Origin of the sequence: Brevibacillus sp. HB2.2 (genome assembly GCF_013284275.1) — a bacterium.
GTDB classification, from domain to species: Bacteria; Bacillota; Bacilli; order Brevibacillales; family Brevibacillaceae; genus Brevibacillus; species Brevibacillus brevis_D.
Genome location: NZ_JABSUV010000032.1, coordinates 55636 through 71540, shown reverse-complemented (window position 1 = coordinate 71540; position 15905 = coordinate 55636). Strand labels below are relative to the sequence as shown.

The window sequence follows — 15905 nt, the reverse complement described above, 5'->3', positions numbered from 1 at the left end:
CTTTTACAGGCTAACCCTGAATGTCAAGATATCTTGATGATTGGGGTTTTTTTCTGCTTTAATATGCACATAGTGTAGACAGGGAAATAGACAACTTGTGTACGCAAAAAGACGGGGTGGTTGAGGTGTTTTACAAACTGCAAGACAAGCCGCCAATGGGGATCACAACGCTGTCTGTATTGCAATGGATGATCGTAACTGTTTCCAGCAGTGTGGCGGTACCACTAATGATTGGAGATATGTACGGCTTGCAGGCTGATGAAATTGGAAAGCTGATGCAGCAGACCATGTTTTACATTGGACTCGCGTCACTACTGCAAGTTTGGATTGGACACCGTTATCCGATGATAGAAGGTCCGGCTGGACTATGGTGGGGGATCTTTATCATTTTGGCTCAACTCGGAACGAGCATGGGTCTCCATCCACAAGAAATTGGTCAATCCTTTCAAGTGGGTATGATACTAGCAGGTCTACTCTTTTTCATTTTTGGCTTATTAGGCTGGATTGGAAAATTACAGAAGTGGTTTACGCCGTTGGTTTCAGGTACGTATATGATTTTACTTGCTGTTTCTTTGTGTAGTAACATTCTCACGGGCATGCTCGGTATTGGTTTTCAGCATTCTAGAGAGGTACAACCGGGTGTAGCACTTGTGTCCATAGGGATCGTAGCCCTTGTTGTGTTCATTATGCGGACGAAGAGATTCTCCAGTTTTGCCGTTTTGTTTGGCATGGTTGGAGGCTGGATCGTGTACGCGCTTCTTGGATGGACAGAACCGGTCCGGCCTACTGAGCAATTATTTTCATGGCCTTCTATTTTCTTTTGGGGACCCCCACGCTGGGATTGGGGCGTTGTATTAACGAGTATGCTGACAGGATTCGTTCTGTTGACAAACCTCATGACGAGTTTGTCGGTTATGGGAAAAGCGACAGACACGGTGCCTACTGAAAAGCAGTACAATCGCGGTGGTATTTTTACAGGGGTATCCCATTTCCTGTCAGGCTTGAGCGGTGTGGTAGGTATGATTCCACTTTCCTTGGCAGCAGCTGTTATTCAAACGACGAAAATGGCTTCGCGCCTCCCATTTGTCATAGCGATGCTGGGGATGATGCTGATTGGGCTGCTTCCTACTGTTGCTCACTTTTTGGCGGCTTTGCCTACTCCAGTGGCATATGCAGCGATGTTCATTTCCTATACGCAACTGCTGGGCTTCGGGTTGAAGGATTACGTAAATGTGAAGATGGACGAACGCACGATAATTGTTGGGGGGAGCTCGCTTTTGGTCGGGATCGGAGTCATGTTCGTACCTGCTGTAGCTTGGCAGAAACTCCCTGCATTGGCTAGCTTCTTGTTTGGAAATGGCTTATTGCTCGGTGTTATTGTGTGCCTGGTCCTGGAACATATCGTTTTTAGAAAAAAGGAAGAAGATAACGTAAAGAAAGACGGCCAGGCTGCATGACGGGCCGTCTTTTTCTTAGGCAGTAACGATAGAGGAGTGAGTCAGCTCGCCACCGTTGATTTCCGTAAACATGCGACCAACTGAACCTACGATTTCTTCTTTTTTAGATGGTTCCATTTTTTCATGGAAGAAGATGACCTGGAGGAGAGCGCGGCTTTGTTCCGTTACGCATGAACGCTTGGAATCAACAATGGGACTCCCAAATGCGCCGTTACCATCGGCGAGTAGTAGTTTCCCTTCCATGTTGACTTCGCGTCCATTTAATCCTTCATAGACATCTGCGGCGTGGCCGAGTCGACAAGTGATATCCCCCGCTAAGTGATTGACGTCATAAATCCCGAACGGAAGCGCGTGCAAAACCGAGAAAAAATTATTCACATCAACGGCGCTGTTGATCCAGAAAAAAGGATTTCCCTGCAACAGCCGGCGAAGCAATGCCTCGGAGGAGGGGCGGTATCTGGACGGATCGATACCAACTTGCTTAAAGCAGGCTCTCCACTCGCGGATGCCTTCAATTTCTATCAGGTTTGCGGTGTCGTGATCCAGCCGCAAGCTCTCCACATAATAATTGATACGTCCCTGTAGCATTTTGGGGGAGTCACTGACGGAAGCATTGCTGTATTGTAAAATGCCGAGAGAAAATTGCGGCAGATGCTCGGACACGGAAGGATCTAGCTGAACTTTCATCGATAGACACTCCTTACTGAACCTATTTTTGGTAGTATAACAAAAAATTTTTGTGGAAGCGACTAAGCTTCGATACAATAGAAGAGAACAGAGGAGGGAATCCTGACGATGACGATGCGTGAGGTTGAGATTTATACAGATGGAGCTTGTTCCGGCAATCCAGGACCAGGTGGTTGGGGAGCTGTACTGATGTACGGCCAACACATCAAGGAAATGTCCGGTGCCGAACCACATACAACGAATAACAGAATGGAGCTGATGGCGGCCATCAAGGCGCTGTCAACACTGAAGGAGCCTTGTAAGGTGACGCTGTCCAGTGATAGTGCATACTTGGTCAACTGTTTCAAGCAAGGCTGGTATAAAGGCTGGCTGAAAAACGGCTGGAAAAACAGTAAAGGCCAGCAGGTGGAGAATCAGGACTTATGGAAAGAACTGCTGCAATTGATGGACACCCACAAGGTAGAGTACGTGAAAGTAAAAGGACACGCTGACAACAAATGGAATAACCGCTGCGACGAATTGGCGACAGGAGCGATTAAACAACTGTGAACGACTTGCAGTACTGGGAGCAGACAAAGCAGTCCATCATTGATTATGCAAAGGAAATCGGAATCGATAAGATCGGGTTTGCCAGTGCCGATCCATTCACGACCTTAAAAGAACGGCTTCTTGTACATCGGGAAAAGGGTTATGAATCTGGATTTGAAGAGCCTGATTTAGAAAAGAGGACAAACCCGGAACTGTTGTTGGACGGGGCACGTTCGCTGATTTCGATAGCGCTGGCCTATCCTTCCAAGCTCAAAAATCCACCAAAGTCAGAGCCTGGTGCATATCGGGGAATCTTGTGCCGTGCAGCATGGGGAACCGATTACCATCACGTTCTGCGCGACAAGCTGGACAAGCTGACGCGATTCATTATGGAGCTGGAGCCAGGGGCTCGGATCGAATCCATGGTAGATACGGGAGCACTGTCTGATCGTGCGGTAGCCGAGCGAGCCGGGATTGGGTTTGTAGGAAAAAACTGCGCCATCATAACGCCGGAGTTCGGATCATGGGTGTACTTGGGGGAGCTTGTAACGAATCTTCCGTTGCCAAGCGACCAACCAATCGAAGAAGGCTGTGGCGACTGTAATATATGTGTAGACGCTTGTCCGACCGGAGCCTTGATTCAGGGCGGGCAGCTTGATGCACAGCGATGTGTAGCTTATTTGACACAGGTGAAAGACTTCATTCCAGATGAATTCCGCGGAAAAATCGGGAATCGGCTGTATGGCTGCGATACTTGTCAGACGGTATGTCCGAAGAATCGTCGCATCGACAACGACCATCATGCTGAATTTCAACCTGACCCGGAGATTGCCAAGCCTTTATTGATTCCGCTGCTTCAGATGAGCAATAAGGAGTTCAAGGAAAAGTTCGGACAATCCTCTTCATCTTGGCGGGGCAAAAAGCCCATTCAGCGCAATGCCATACTAGCACTTGCCCATTTCAAGGATCGGACGGCTGTTCCTCATTTGGAGCGTCTTTTGTTTGAAGACCCTCGTCCAGTCATCCGCGGAACTGCTGCATGGGCGCTTGGAAAAATCGGGGGAGAGCAGGCACAAGAGGCGCTCATTACCGCAAAAGCAAAAGAGGCGTCATCCGAAGTGGTGGAAGAGATAGAAAAAGGCATGAGCATGATTCGTGAACAGGCTTAGTTTGAAGAAGAGAGGGAGGACGTTAAATGGCAAAGGAATTAGGCTATACCATGATGGATTCACCGATTGGACCATTGTTCTTGGCTTCTACAGAAGAAGGGCTATGCTACATTCAGTTTGCCAATGAACAAGACGGATTGGAGCCACTTGTGCGCTGGTGCAAAAAAACGTTCGTAGGGATTACCCCTACGCGTAACGATGCCATTAATGAGCCTGCAAAAATACAGCTAGAAGAGTATTTTGCAGGCAAACGCAAGACGTTTGATGTTCCAACCGTATTATACGGAACTCCCTTTCAAAAGACTGTTTGGAATGAGCTATCGAACATTCCCTATGGAGAAACTCGTTCTTACAAAGATATTGCCTTGGCAATTGGAGCGGCGAAAGCTGTTCGGGCTATTGGCGGTGCGAACAATCGTAATCCGATTCCTGTCATTATACCGTGCCATCGTGTCATTGGCTCGAATGGTGCCTTGGTCGGGTACGGCGGTGGCTTATCCATTAAAGAATATTTACTTTCCCTAGAAGAAGGTCCACTTTTTGCTCACGCTTCTTCCTAATAAGCTGTCTGCTTGCTCGGACAGCTTTTCTTTTTCTTCTGAATGCTCCACGAGCGACATATTCTTCAATGAGATGAACGGTTCATGAGCTTTGTCGCAGTCTGGAGGCGGAAAGGAGGAGGGGAAAGTGGAGTGGCGTGAATTTGTTCAGCAATACTTTCAAGCAGTTCACCAGTCATCTATGGATGGAAAGTATGAGCGGCTGCTGCCTTTTTATTGCACAGAAGATTCTGGCGTACAGGAAGAGTGGAATCGACTGAACCGGGAGAAGCAGAGAGCTGAGGAACGGGGAGTCAAATTATTGGCTGTCCAGGGACAAGTAACGCCCATGTGCTGGGTAGATACTGATGCTACCATGGAAATAACGGTTCAATGGCAAGAAAATAAAACGCTGGGGATCAAGCAAACCAAGTACAAAGAGGCAAACAAACGATTGTTCCAGCTCCAGTTGCTCAAAACGAACGAAAAGTGGTCGATCATCGGAGCAAGGGAATCGAATGGTGATCAAAAATTGGTGATCGAGGAAGAGGAGGAGGAGCCTATCATCGTTGTGTCAGGCGTCGAGGATGCCATCGACCAACCGATGCTGATCGTGCATGGAGCGGGAGGGTACAATGCTGCAAATGCAGTCGCGTACGCGGAACGCTACTGGAACACGACCAATCCTGTGTATCCTCGTTTTACGGATGACTGCACGAACTTTATTTCGCAATGTTTACACGCAGGCGGAATCCCTATGCTGATGTCTAAAGAGATGGGTAAAGGCTGGTGGATTCGCACGGGAAAAGGCGCCTCTTGGAGTTATAGCTGGACGGTCGCGCATAGCTTGTATTTGCTTTTGAAATCGGGTGGAGCACCTATGCGGGCAGTTTCGAAAAGCTCTGCGGCCGAATTGGTCCCAGGTGATATCATTTGTTATGATTTTAACGGAGATGGGCGTTTTCAGCACAATACGATCGTGGTCGCAAAAGACGCGAATCAGATGCCGTTAGTGAACGCCCATACGACAGATAGCAGCATGCGCTACTGGGCATATGAGGATTCCACAGCCTATACGCCCAACATGCGCTATGCCTTCTTTCATATAAGAGGGGTGTAATTACCTCTTGCGATAAAAAGCTCTTCGTATAAAAGCGATGCTGCGAACCAGCCAAATCATTGCTGCGAAAACGAGTATGTCTGAAAAGGTATGTGGTTCTCCTTTGATGGATTGGATGTAAATCAAGCCATGGAACAAGACGATGACAAAAAGCCATGGATTGGCGAGATGAAGCCTTTTCCAACTGGAGCCACCCAGCCATTTTTCTGCGCGTGCAGAAGATGTCAGCAACAGGGCTAGTAGAATGAAAAAGGCAAGCAACCCAAGGTAGTTCGCAACGCCTGTAAGGGTCCAGTTGGGAGATGGCCACATGGTTGGATCAGAGGAAGCGAAAAAGAACAGACCCAGCCAGCCATCAGCCTTTTCGGAACGGTTTTCTTGAATGATCATTAGGCGAGGCTCATTTTCAAAAAGGACGAGCACAAGAATGACGTGCAGAAGTCCAGTTAGCCCAGCCCATATCCCGATATCTCGACGGATGGACGAGCTGATAGTCAACCAGCCAGCAGGGAGCAAGGACTGGAGTGGGCCAATCAATAAGGTGCAGCCAATCAAAATAAATGAGAGATAGCCGAGAAGCATGCTCCATGTTTCTAGGACGGGAAACGAAGAAAAATCAACCCACATCCAACTGGCACCTAACAGGATCAAACTCAGGATGCTCACATGTGCGATAAGGCGTCGCCAAATGGGTGTCCCCATCTAATCATCACTCCTTTGATAGCTAAAGTTTTCTGATTAGATGCAGCTGGCACTCCATTTGTTACAGAAGCTGGGCACGGTGGTATAATAGGACATGTACTGGTAACAAGTTCGCAATTTACAAGGAGATTTTCAGATATGCCGTTACATATTGTTTTGCATGAGCCGCTCATCCCTGCCAATACGGGAAATATCGCCCGTTCATGTGCAGCGACAGGAGCGCATCTGCATTTGATTCATCCACTGGGATTTTCAACAGACGATCGTTACCTAAAGCGAGCTGGTCTCGATTATTGGCATGCGGTTAACGTTCACCATCATGAGAGCTTCGAGCACTTTGTTGAGGCACAAGGGGAAGGTGCGGGCACTTTTTACTTTGTGGAGACCTGGGGGGAAAAGTTGTATACGGACGTTTCTTTCCAAGATGGCGACTACATTATCTTGGGCAAGGAGACGACGGGCTTGCCGGAAGAGCTGACAGAAAAATATCGGGAGCAGACTATTCGCATCCCGATGAGCGGTGCGACCCGTTCTGTGAACCTGTCCAATTGTGCAGCAATTGTCTTGTTTGAGGGACTTCGCCAGTTAGGTTTTCCATCGTTATCGTAAGGCATTTGGGAGGGAGATATCCATTATGACTGTGAACACCATCCTGTTTGATTTGGACGGTACGCTATTAGAGATGCAGACTGAACCCTTTGTCAAAAGTTACTTGGTTGAAGTAGGCCGTCATGTCGGAGATAAGTACGATACCGAAAAGCTGTTGGCGCTGATTTGGGATGCGACCAAAGCAATGATCATGAACCAAGAGCCCGACAAGACAAACGAGCAAGTTTTTATCGAACATTTTATGGAACACAGTGAGTGGGATCGAGAGGAAATATGGCCTCTGTTCGATTCGTTTTATCGCGATGTATTTCCGACACTTTCTCACTTGACGTATCCTTCGCCATGGGCAAAGCAGATTATTGCTGCCGCCAAAGAGCAAGGATTTCGGGTTGCAGTAGCGACGAATCCTGTTTTCCCACGGGATGCGATTCACCATCGCCTCGCTTGGATCGGGATGTCCCCGGATGATTTCGAGTTGGTCACTGTCTACGAGGAATCGCATTTCACGAAGCCGAATCCTGGTTATTATAATGAGATTTGCCAAAAGCTTGGGGTTGAGCCGACAGATTGTGTCATGGTCGGGAATCACATGCAGGAGGACATGGTCGCATCCAAGCTGGGAATGAAAACGTTTCTGGTAACCAATTGGATGGAAGACCGTGGTGAGCCTCAGTATCAGGTCAATCAGCGGGGATCATTAGAAGAGCTGTTTACGGCGCTTTCTGAAAAAAGTGGTGTGTTTGCAGGGTAAGGAATCATTATGAAAGTATAACCGAGAAGCAGGTTGTCCGTTTGAAAAAATGGCCAAGCCTGCTTTTTCACATACTTTTCCCAAAATCATCAGGTAGGCTAGAGGGTGTACAACCACGTTTTACATAATAAAAGGAGGAAATCTTGCATGAAAAAACTTGTTTCGTCTCTGGTAATGGCTACCTTGCTGTTTAGTGGTATCTCTGTAGTGGCTGCGGCGGATACAGTAGCAGATTCTACAGCTACACACTCGAAAGCGGAGAAAAAGGAAGAAAATAGAGCAAAACTGAACGCGAAGGCTGCCAAGTGGGGCGTCGAAACCACGGATCAAACAAATAAGGAAGTAAAAGCCGCCATTCAAGAAGCAAAAGCCGCAAAGAAAGCAGAAAATGCTAAGAAAGAAGCAGCAAAAGAAGCGAAGAAACAAGAACAGCTCGCGAAGCTAAACGGTAAGGCTGTAAAGCTGGGCGTTAATACGGCAGGTAAAACAGCGAAGGAAGTAAAAGCGGCTATTCAAGAAGCAAAAGTAGCAAAAAAAGCAGCAAACGCTGAGAAAAAGGCAGCAAAAGAAGCGAAGAAACAAGAACAGCTCACGAACCTGAAAGAAAAGGCTGCCAAGTGGGGCGTTGAAACAGTAGGCAAGAGCGCAAAAGAAATCAAGGCAGAAATCGTAGCGAAAAAAGCAGAAAAGAAAGAGAATAAGAAATAACAAGAAAACAAAAAAAGCAGGTCGCCACAGTAGGCAGCCTGCTTTTTTCCCTGGATGCTTCTTACAGGTTCCAGGTTTTGTCCTCGTTGTAGCCAGCTGTCAGAGTGAAAAACAGAAAAGCTCCAAAGACCAATGCTACGATAAATGTACCCACGTTTGACAGCCCCTTTCGTAAACAAACTACTCCCATTATAGCGTAGCCTGCCCACTTTGCAAACGCCTTAAAGCTGTTGCTCCCTTACGTAAGTGACAATTTTCGATGGTCATTCACGAGTTTGAAGAAGGCACAAAGCGAAATGGGCACACTCAGTATTTCTCCTGTATCGAGTTCCATTCCTGTCACTGCTTGGTAAATAAATACCGAGAGAATCACCAAGGTTGCGATGCCGGTCAAATAAAGTCCTTTTTTCACTTGAATGCGTTCTGTTTGGATGTCCATGTTCGTTCCTCCGTTATTTTACGCCAATCCATATTGGCTTTCCGTGTATGTTGCTTATGATTGTATTTTACAGGGGGAGAGGGATTACAAACTATCGAATCAACTTACAGCTACGCTCGTTAAACCTTACAATTCCGTAATCTTCCAAGCCGCCAAAAAGCAATGTGCCGTATTTTTATGGGAAGATTGCTGAAACTTGTGCTGATGTCGCGCATACACATATGTAAAGGCTGTAAGAGCCTGTTGGCAACCGGAGAAAACGGCTTGCACGTGAATGCGTGACCGCAGGCGGACATATACATGAGAGTACATTGTCGTTGGGAAGAGAGAGGGGCTTAAGAGGGAGGAGTGTCGAACATGGACATTTTAAAACGGATCGCTGAGCACCGGGCCCGCGAAGAAAACCTGATGTGGAGAGGAACATTCGCCGAATATTTGCAACTAGTACGTAAAAATCCGCAAATTGCCCAGACGGCGCACTCACGCGTCTACAACATGATTAAAAGCGCGGGGGTTGAAGAGAACGAGGACGGCTCACGTTCGTATCAATTTTTTAGTCGAGAAATCTTCGGATTGGATCGTTCTGTTGAGCGCCTAGTGGAGGAATATTTCCACTCGGCTGCACGTCGTCTGGATGTCCGCAAACGCATCTTGCTCTTAATGGGACCTGTCAGTGGCGGTAAGTCTACGCTCGTGACGATGCTCAAGCGGGGATTGGAGGAGTATTCCAGAACGGAAGACGGAGCGATCTTTGCACTTGATGGTTGCCCGATGCACGAAGAGCCTCTTCATCTTATCCCGCACGAGCTACGTCCAGAGGTAGAAGAAGAGCTGGGCATCAAGATTGAAGGAGAATTGACGCCCTATAACCGGATGAGGTTGGAGACCGAATACGGAGGGTGCATCGAGGATTTCCCTGTTCGCCGGATTTTGTTTTCCGAAGCCAATCGTGTCGGGATCGGTACATTTAGCCCTTCCGATCCGAAGTCACAGGATATTGCCGATTTGACGGGGAGCATCGACTTTTCGACGATTACGAAGTACGGCTCTGAGTCCGACCCTCGTGCGTATCGCTTTGATGGGGAGCTGAACAAAGCCAATCGCGGATTGATGGAATTCCAGGAAATGCTGAAATGCGACGAGAAATTTTTGTGGCATCTCCTGTCGCTGACGCAGGAAGGAAACTTCAAGGCAGGTCGTTTTGCCCTCATTTCTGCAGATGAACTGATTGTTGCGCATACGAACGAATCGGAGTACAAGGCTTTTATTGGAAATAAGAAAAATGAGGCACTGCAATCTCGGATTATCGTCATGCCGATGCCGTATAATCTGCGTGTCAGTGACGAAGAAAAAATATACGCGAAATTAATTAAGCAATCCGACTTGGGGCATGTGCATATTGCACCGCATGCGCTCCGGTCAGCAGCAGTCTTTTCCATTATGACCCGCTTGAAAGAATCGAAAAAACAAGGGGCCGATCTGCTGAAAAAGATGCGGCTGTATGACGGTGAATCGGTGGAAGGCTTCAAGGGAGCCGATCTGGAAGAGCTGCGTAACGAGCATGCCGATGAAGGAATGTCCGGTATTGATCCGCGTTATGTTATCAACCGTATCTCTAGTGCACTGATCCGTCGCGACACGGAGTGCATCAATGCGCTTGATATTCTTCGGGCGCTAAAAGAAGGCTTTGACCAGCATCCGTCCATCACCAAGGAGCAACGGGAGAGGTATATGAACTTCATCTCGATCGCGCGCAAGGAATACGACGAGCTGGCGAAAAAAGAAGTGCAGAAGGCGTTTGTCTACAGCTACGAAGAGTCGGCAAAAACGCTTATGGATAACTATTTGGATAATGTGGAAGCTTATTGCAACATGAACAAAATCCGTGACCCCGTTACAGGTGAGGAGATGGATCCAGATGAGCGCCTGATGCGTTCCATCGAGGAGCAAATCGGCATCTCGGAAAATGCCAAGCGGGCCTTCCGTGAAGAAATTCTCATCCGTATCTCGGCCTACGCGCGTAAAGGGAAGCGTTTTGACTACAGCACGCATGATCGTCTACGGGAAGCTATCGAGAAGAAGCTGTTTGCCGATCTGAAGGATGTCGTCAAGATTACGACCTCGAACAAAACGCCGGATGAGCATCAGCTCAAGAAAATTAATGAGGTCACCAAGCGTCTTATCGAAGAGCATCAATATTGCCCGGTTTGCGCAAATGAGCTGCTGCGCTACGTGGGAAGCCTGTTGAACAGATGACAGAACGTTGGCGACATGAGGGGCACGTCATAATCATATTCGGCGCAGATTGCGCCAGTTGCTAGGAGGAGACGGCATGAAAGATGAATCATCGTTCATTGTCTCCCGGGAAGACTGGTCGCTGCACCGCAAAGGGTACCAGGACCAAAATCGACACCAGGAAAAAGTGAAAGAAGCGATCAAAAAAAATCTGCCCGATCTCGTCAGCGAAGAAAACATCATCATGTCGAATGGTCGGGAAGTCATTAAGATCCCTATTCGCTCCCTGGATGAATACCGATTGCGTTTTAACTTCCAAAAGGGAAAACATGGCGGTCAAGGTAAAGGAAACAGTAAAGTAGGCGATGTCGTAGCCCGTGACGGCGATCCAGCGCAAGGGCCAGGAAAGGGTCAGGGAGCGGGCGATCAGCCAGGTGTAGACTACTATGAGGCTGAAATCAGCGTAGAAGAATTGCAGGAGATGCTTTTCGCCGAGCTGGAGCTGCCGAACCTTCAACAAAAAGACGAGGAACAAATCGTCGTGGAAGAGACTCGGTTCAATGATGTCAGGAAAAAGGGCTTGATGGGTAACATTGATAAAAAACGTACGCTGATTGCGGCCATTCGCCGAAATGCGCTGGCAGGCTACAGTGATATGGAGCTGGGGATCACCGATGATGACCTTCGCTTCAAGACGTGGGAAGAGATCATCAAGCCTCATTCCAGTGCTGTCATTATTGCGATGATGGATACGTCGGGTAGTATGGGTGTGTTTGAAAAGTATATCGCCCGCAGCTTTTTCTTCTGGATGGTACGGTTTCTACGCACCAAGTACGAAAAGGTCGAGATCGTTTTCATTGCCCATCATACGGATGCCAAGGAAGTGACGGAGGACACCTTTTTCTCGAAAGGGGAGAGCGGGGGGACGATCTGCTCCTCTGCTTACAAAAAAGCGTTGGAGATCATCGATAGCCGCTACCCGACATCGCAGTACAACATTTACCCGTTCCATTTTTCCGATGGCGACAACCTCACATCAGACAATGAGCGCTGCGTAAAGCTGGTAAAAGAGCTCATGGAGAGATGCAACATGTTCGGCTATGGGGAAGTGAATCAGTATAATAGGCACAGCACCCTTATGTCAGCGTATCGCCACATCAAGGAGCCGAAATTCATGCATTGTGTCATTCGGGAAAAGGGCGAGGTATACAAGGCGTTGCGTACTTTCTTTGGCAAGAAAGAAGCTGTGAGGTAATCCATAGAAGCAACCGGGCGAGAAATCGTCCGGTTGACTTGTATTTGTTTGCATGAGTCGGATGAACAAAATGTGAGGGGTGTTACTATGTATCCACAAAAGCATCGGATGCGCAACACGGGAGCCTTCACTTTCTTGGCATACTTTACATTGGGCGCAGGTGTACTGCTATTTTCCATCGGTTTATACAATGCGACGGGTCTTCAGCTGCACGAAAAGGGGTATTATATCGCATGCATGCTTCTGGTGGCAGTTGGATCGATTTTGACGCAAAAAGTAGTGAGAGATAATGCAGAGGATCGGGCGATTATTGAGGAGCAGGAAAGAGAATTTAACTTGAAGGTATCGAAAGTGGAGAAAGAAACGCCGAAATAGCCCTTATCAGGATAATCCTGACACCTACGGATACACTTGCGGTTGGAGTGTTCTGACCAAAATTGGCCGGGGATGCAGCTATCGGGGGAACCGGAACCAATCGATCGCATAATAAAACCGTCAGAGTCATGCCCTGACGGTTTTTCGAATGAGCTCGATAAACTCCTCTGCTTTCTCAATATGTGGAGCGTGCCCCACATTTTCCATGACAATCTCCTGATAGGAACCACCCGCGCGCTGATATTGTTCAAGCACGTTACGAATTTGGGAGACCATCGGCTGCGGGGGATATTCGTCTTCCCCCGGCCATCCGGGGACATAGCCAAGCTTGCCCAGCGTACCGAAATCAGCAAGCGACTGATCCGAGACAATGGCATCATCTGCACCGCGAATCCATAAAATCGGACACTTCGGCTCCATTTGGACAATCCCGGACAAATTTACGTATTTGGGAGAAATCGCATTCGTAATTCCTGTCGTTCCAGGAGCAACACCGGGCCAATCGTTCACGTATTCAAAGGTACCGGGGTAAAAGTCCTCTCCCGTTCTCGTAGAGAGTATGGCGCGCACATAACGGTCTTCCTGCTCTGGACCAACTTGGAATGGGGGCTTGAAATAAAGCTGATTCATGACATTGCGAGGACTGGAGGGAGATTCATTGCTCATATCCTTGGCTGCAATCCTTTTGACCAGCTCGGAGTTGACGGCTCCCCCACCTGAACCCGAGAAGCTGCTAAAGCACGGGGTGCCAGCTATATCCTTGGTTCCACCAAAGCCGTAAGGGGACATAGGGGCGATGAGAATCAGAGAGCGGACTTCCTGCGGGTGATCGATGGCAAACTGCATCGCGATCCCGCCACCCAACGACCAGCCGGCAAGATGGACAGGTGTTGGCAAGTCCAATGCCCGAATAAACGAATGAAGGTCATCCGACCAGTCTCGCAAACCGCGTGTCGCATCAATGGGCAATGCTTCACTTGCTCCATAGCCTCGCATATCAGGTGCATATACACGGTACTGGTCACATAGCGCCGCAATGGTATCATCCCAGAACAAGTTGGCTGACGCATTGCCGTGAATGAGGAGGAGCGGTTCTCCTTCCGGTACGCCTGCTGTTAGGTAGGAAACGAGCAATCGATCGGTCTGAATCGTTTTGGTTTCGATTCGTGCATCCATCAATGATGTGCCTCCTTTCGAATGATTGATATCAGAATATTCTTATTATATACCTATTCAGTTACAAAATGAAAAAAGAAAACAACCGCCATTGAAAAGGCGGTTGCAGGAAGGCTACATATGGAGACCACGCATTTGCTGTTCGATTTTCTCAAAGCCGCCAGAAACCTTAACGACTTCGTCTTTTTGCTCAGAAACGAGAACAAGCACTTCTTCCAGGCTCTCTTTGTTCTTGTCAGTAATATCGGCGTTGACTTCTACTTTTGCGCCGACTTCCTGAATCATGCTGTGAACATGGACGATGAACTCTTGCAGATTCTTCGTTTTATCTGCGAAGTTTTGCATGTAGTTGTCTACATTGGTGAACATTTCTTGTACTTCGAGGATGCCCTCGCTATTTTTCTCAAAAGACGTCTGTGACTCGGAAATCATATCCGATACGAGCTTCATTTTTTCACGAATGGTCATGAGCAAGCTCGAGATCGACTCGGAGGATAGCTTGGAGGATTCAGCGAGCTTGCGTACTTCATCTGCTACGACAGCAAATCCTCGGCCGTGTTCACCTGCCCGAGACGCTTCAATCGTGGCATTGAGTGCCAACAGGTTGGTTTGTGCAGAAATATCGGAAATGGTTTGAATGATTTTCCCAATCGATTCGGTTTCTTTATTGAGCTCTTGAATCAGCTGGTTCGTACCTTGGATGTCCGTGATGAATCGTTCAAAGTCATTGCCGATGTTGCCAATGCGTTTTCCACTCTCGCTAGTGGCTTCTTTGGTCGATTCTACGTACTCATGCATCTCTGTAACAGAGCGGGTCATGTCCTCAACTTGCAGATTCGTCGAGCTCATTTCCCGACGCAGCTCGTCCGTATTGCTAGTCTGGACCGTAAAGGACTCCATAATGTCTTGCAGGGAAGCAACGGTTTCGACAGCGCGAACATTTACACCATCTGTTACCTTGTTCAAATTCTCTTGATAGTCTTGCATAGAGGTGAGAGACTCGTTGATCTGATCGAGAACACGTTGCAACGATTCCTTCGAGGCAATCGCTTCTTGCTTTTGTTGCTCACTTTCCTCTTGCAGTTTGTTATTGAATACAGCATGCATCATGCTCGTGATAGAGACGAAGCAGAAGGTGAGCAGGAAGTACATCAGGTCAAGATTGCTTGTCGAATGGAAAATCAATTCTCTCTGTGTCAGGAAGTAGTAAGAGACAATGCCTAATGTCGATACAATGGTCAAAATATTGATGAGTCGGTCTTGATAAATCCCCATGACGGCTACAAAGAACATAATGGTCATGATATTGATCATATGCGGGTCCAGTCCAACTACAATGAACATGAAGATCCCGATTACGACTAAGTTGAAGAACTTCATGAAGGGCGCTGCTTTTTCACGGAAGCTCGGGCGATTGGAGATGTAAGTAAAAGGTGCCAGTACGCCATACAAAATACCCAGTATTGTGAAAACGAATGTGTACGAGACGCCTAGAAAGAGGTTTAAGACCTGAACAACCGTAATAATACTTGCGAATACGATTACGACCCAATTGTTTCTTCTTCTCAATAGATCAATGTTATCCATGTTACCCACCTACCTCGACTTTTACTTGATTGGACGACGACGAATTGTACCAGGAATATTTCGGATCGTGCTTATTGTCATAGACATCTTTTAGATGAAAGAGGGTCGGAATGGCATCGGCCCCTTTGTAAAAGACGATATCTTTGGTCTGAGTCGCCTTTACTTGATACTTCGTGTTAATAAATTTAAAAAAAGTTGGATCTGCTACCCCGATTGCGTGGGTATAGCCATGCTTTTCAGCGTAATCTATCATCAAGCAAATTCCTTTTTGCCCTAGTTGTCCACGGTATTTCGGCAAAACAGCAAGACTGTCTACCTCCATTACTTTCATATCTTCTGTAACAACATCCTGAAATAGTGATTTCATATAAGCACTTGATTTGGAAAAGGGCGTCATTTCAAATGTTCCACCTGCTTCACCATCATCGGCAAGTAGGAGGAATTGTGCGGAGCCTTCTTTCGCGTACTCCATCTCGAAGCCCATGCTTGTCCATACTGTTTCTTTGATTTCATGAAATTTAGCTAACTCTTGTACGGTTTCTACTTGTTTGTACATAACTTCTCCACT

General features: G+C 47.5%; 17 protein-coding genes. 11 read left to right on the top strand and 6 right to left on the bottom strand.

Annotation, left to right across the window (positions count from 1 at the left end; all coding sequences use genetic code 11):
* The first annotated feature begins 125 nt into the window (after nucleotides 1–125).
* Entirely contained in the window at nucleotides 126–1457 is a 1332-nt protein-coding gene (locus tag HP401_RS32505) for a purine/pyrimidine permease (RefSeq protein ID WP_173606476.1), read from the top strand.
* A gap of 15 nt (nucleotides 1458–1472) precedes the next feature.
* Here HP401_RS32505 and HP401_RS32500 read toward each other — a convergent pair whose 3' ends face one another.
* On the bottom strand, nucleotides 1473–2144 hold the full coding sequence (locus HP401_RS32500; protein ID WP_173606475.1) for a B3/B4 domain-containing protein: 672 nt from the start codon (nucleotides 2142–2144) through the stop codon (nucleotides 1473–1475).
* Nucleotides 2145–2258: 114 nt separating this feature from the next.
* Between HP401_RS32500 and rnhA the strand changes: the two genes are divergently transcribed.
* The 4 genes from rnhA (at nucleotide 2259) to HP401_RS32480 (ending at nucleotide 5500) form a co-directional block, all read left to right on the top strand.
* The gene (rnhA, locus tag HP401_RS32495) at nucleotides 2259–2693 is read left to right on the top strand and encodes a ribonuclease HI (protein ID WP_026134128.1); all 435 of its coding nucleotides are present in this window, start codon (nucleotides 2259–2261) and stop codon (nucleotides 2691–2693) included.
* Complete coding sequence (gene queG / locus HP401_RS32490; protein ID WP_173606474.1) at nucleotides 2690–3841, top strand: tRNA epoxyqueuosine(34) reductase QueG; 1152 nt, start codon at nucleotides 2690–2692, stop codon at nucleotides 3839–3841. The genes rnhA and queG overlap by 4 nt, the downstream gene beginning before the upstream one ends.
* 26 nt (nucleotides 3842–3867) lie before the next feature.
* Nucleotides 3868–4401, top strand: a complete 534-nt coding sequence (locus HP401_RS32485; RefSeq protein ID WP_173606473.1) for a methylated-DNA--[protein]-cysteine S-methyltransferase — start codon at nucleotides 3868–3870, stop codon at nucleotides 4399–4401.
* A 127-nt stretch (nucleotides 4402–4528) separates the two neighbouring features.
* Nucleotides 4529–5500: an amidase domain-containing protein gene (locus HP401_RS32480; RefSeq protein WP_173606472.1), complete on the top strand. Its 972-nt coding sequence runs from the start codon at nucleotides 4529–4531 to the stop codon at nucleotides 5498–5500.
* On the opposite strand, the gene HP401_RS32475 is transcribed toward HP401_RS32480, so the two are convergent.
* Nucleotides 5501–6202: a ferric reductase-like transmembrane domain-containing protein gene (locus HP401_RS32475; protein WP_173606471.1), complete on the bottom strand. Its 702-nt coding sequence runs from the start codon at nucleotides 6200–6202 to the stop codon at nucleotides 5501–5503.
* Nucleotides 6203–6340: 138 nt separating this feature from the next.
* Between HP401_RS32475 and trmL the strand changes: the two genes are divergently transcribed.
* From trmL to HP401_RS32460, 3 genes are all read left to right on the top strand, one after another.
* Entirely contained in the window at nucleotides 6341–6811 is a 471-nt protein-coding gene (gene trmL / locus HP401_RS32470) for a tRNA (uridine(34)/cytosine(34)/5-carboxymethylaminomethyluridine(34)-2'-O)-methyltransferase TrmL (RefSeq protein ID WP_173606470.1), read from the top strand.
* Between the two features lie 25 nt (nucleotides 6812–6836).
* Nucleotides 6837–7562 (top strand): HAD family hydrolase, encoded by a 726-nt coding sequence (locus HP401_RS32465; protein WP_173606469.1) that lies wholly within the window; start codon nucleotides 6837–6839, stop codon nucleotides 7560–7562.
* Nucleotides 7563–7709: 147 nt separating this feature from the next.
* Nucleotides 7710–8270 (top strand): hypothetical protein, encoded by a 561-nt coding sequence (locus HP401_RS32460; RefSeq protein WP_173606468.1) that lies wholly within the window; start codon nucleotides 7710–7712, stop codon nucleotides 8268–8270.
* Nucleotides 8271–8508: 238 nt separating this feature from the next.
* Here HP401_RS32460 and HP401_RS32455 read toward each other — a convergent pair whose 3' ends face one another.
* Nucleotides 8509–8709, bottom strand: a complete 201-nt coding sequence (locus HP401_RS32455) for a hypothetical protein (RefSeq protein ID WP_173606467.1) — start codon at nucleotides 8707–8709, stop codon at nucleotides 8509–8511.
* A gap of 357 nt (nucleotides 8710–9066) precedes the next feature.
* On the opposite strand from HP401_RS32455, the gene HP401_RS32450 reads away from it, so the two are divergent.
* The 3 genes from HP401_RS32450 to HP401_RS32440 all read left to right on the top strand — a co-directional run bounded on the left by HP401_RS32450 (nucleotide 9067) and on the right by HP401_RS32440 (nucleotide 12574).
* On the top strand, nucleotides 9067–10965 hold the full coding sequence (locus HP401_RS32450) for a PrkA family serine protein kinase (protein WP_173606466.1): 1899 nt from the start codon (nucleotides 9067–9069) through the stop codon (nucleotides 10963–10965).
* A gap of 76 nt (nucleotides 10966–11041) precedes the next feature.
* On the top strand, nucleotides 11042–12199 hold the full coding sequence (yhbH, locus tag HP401_RS32445; protein ID WP_173606465.1) for a sporulation protein YhbH: 1158 nt from the start codon (nucleotides 11042–11044) through the stop codon (nucleotides 12197–12199).
* A gap of 87 nt (nucleotides 12200–12286) precedes the next feature.
* Entirely contained in the window at nucleotides 12287–12574 is a 288-nt protein-coding gene (locus HP401_RS32440; protein WP_012684813.1) for a YiaA/YiaB family inner membrane protein, read from the top strand.
* A 126-nt stretch (nucleotides 12575–12700) separates the two neighbouring features.
* On the opposite strand, the gene HP401_RS32435 is transcribed toward HP401_RS32440, so the two are convergent.
* The 3 genes from HP401_RS32435 to HP401_RS32425 form a co-directional block, all read right to left on the bottom strand.
* Nucleotides 12701–13750, bottom strand: a complete 1050-nt coding sequence (locus HP401_RS32435) for an alpha/beta fold hydrolase (protein ID WP_173606464.1) — start codon at nucleotides 13748–13750, stop codon at nucleotides 12701–12703.
* 114 nt (nucleotides 13751–13864) lie between these two features.
* Nucleotides 13865–15337 (bottom strand): methyl-accepting chemotaxis protein, encoded by a 1473-nt coding sequence (locus HP401_RS32430; protein ID WP_087344134.1) that lies wholly within the window; start codon nucleotides 15335–15337, stop codon nucleotides 13865–13867.
* A gap of 1 nt (nucleotide 15338) precedes the next feature.
* Nucleotides 15339–15893 (bottom strand): GNAT family N-acetyltransferase, encoded by a 555-nt coding sequence (locus tag HP401_RS32425; RefSeq protein ID WP_012684816.1) that lies wholly within the window; start codon nucleotides 15891–15893, stop codon nucleotides 15339–15341.
* Between the last annotated feature and the right edge of the window lie 12 nt (nucleotides 15894–15905).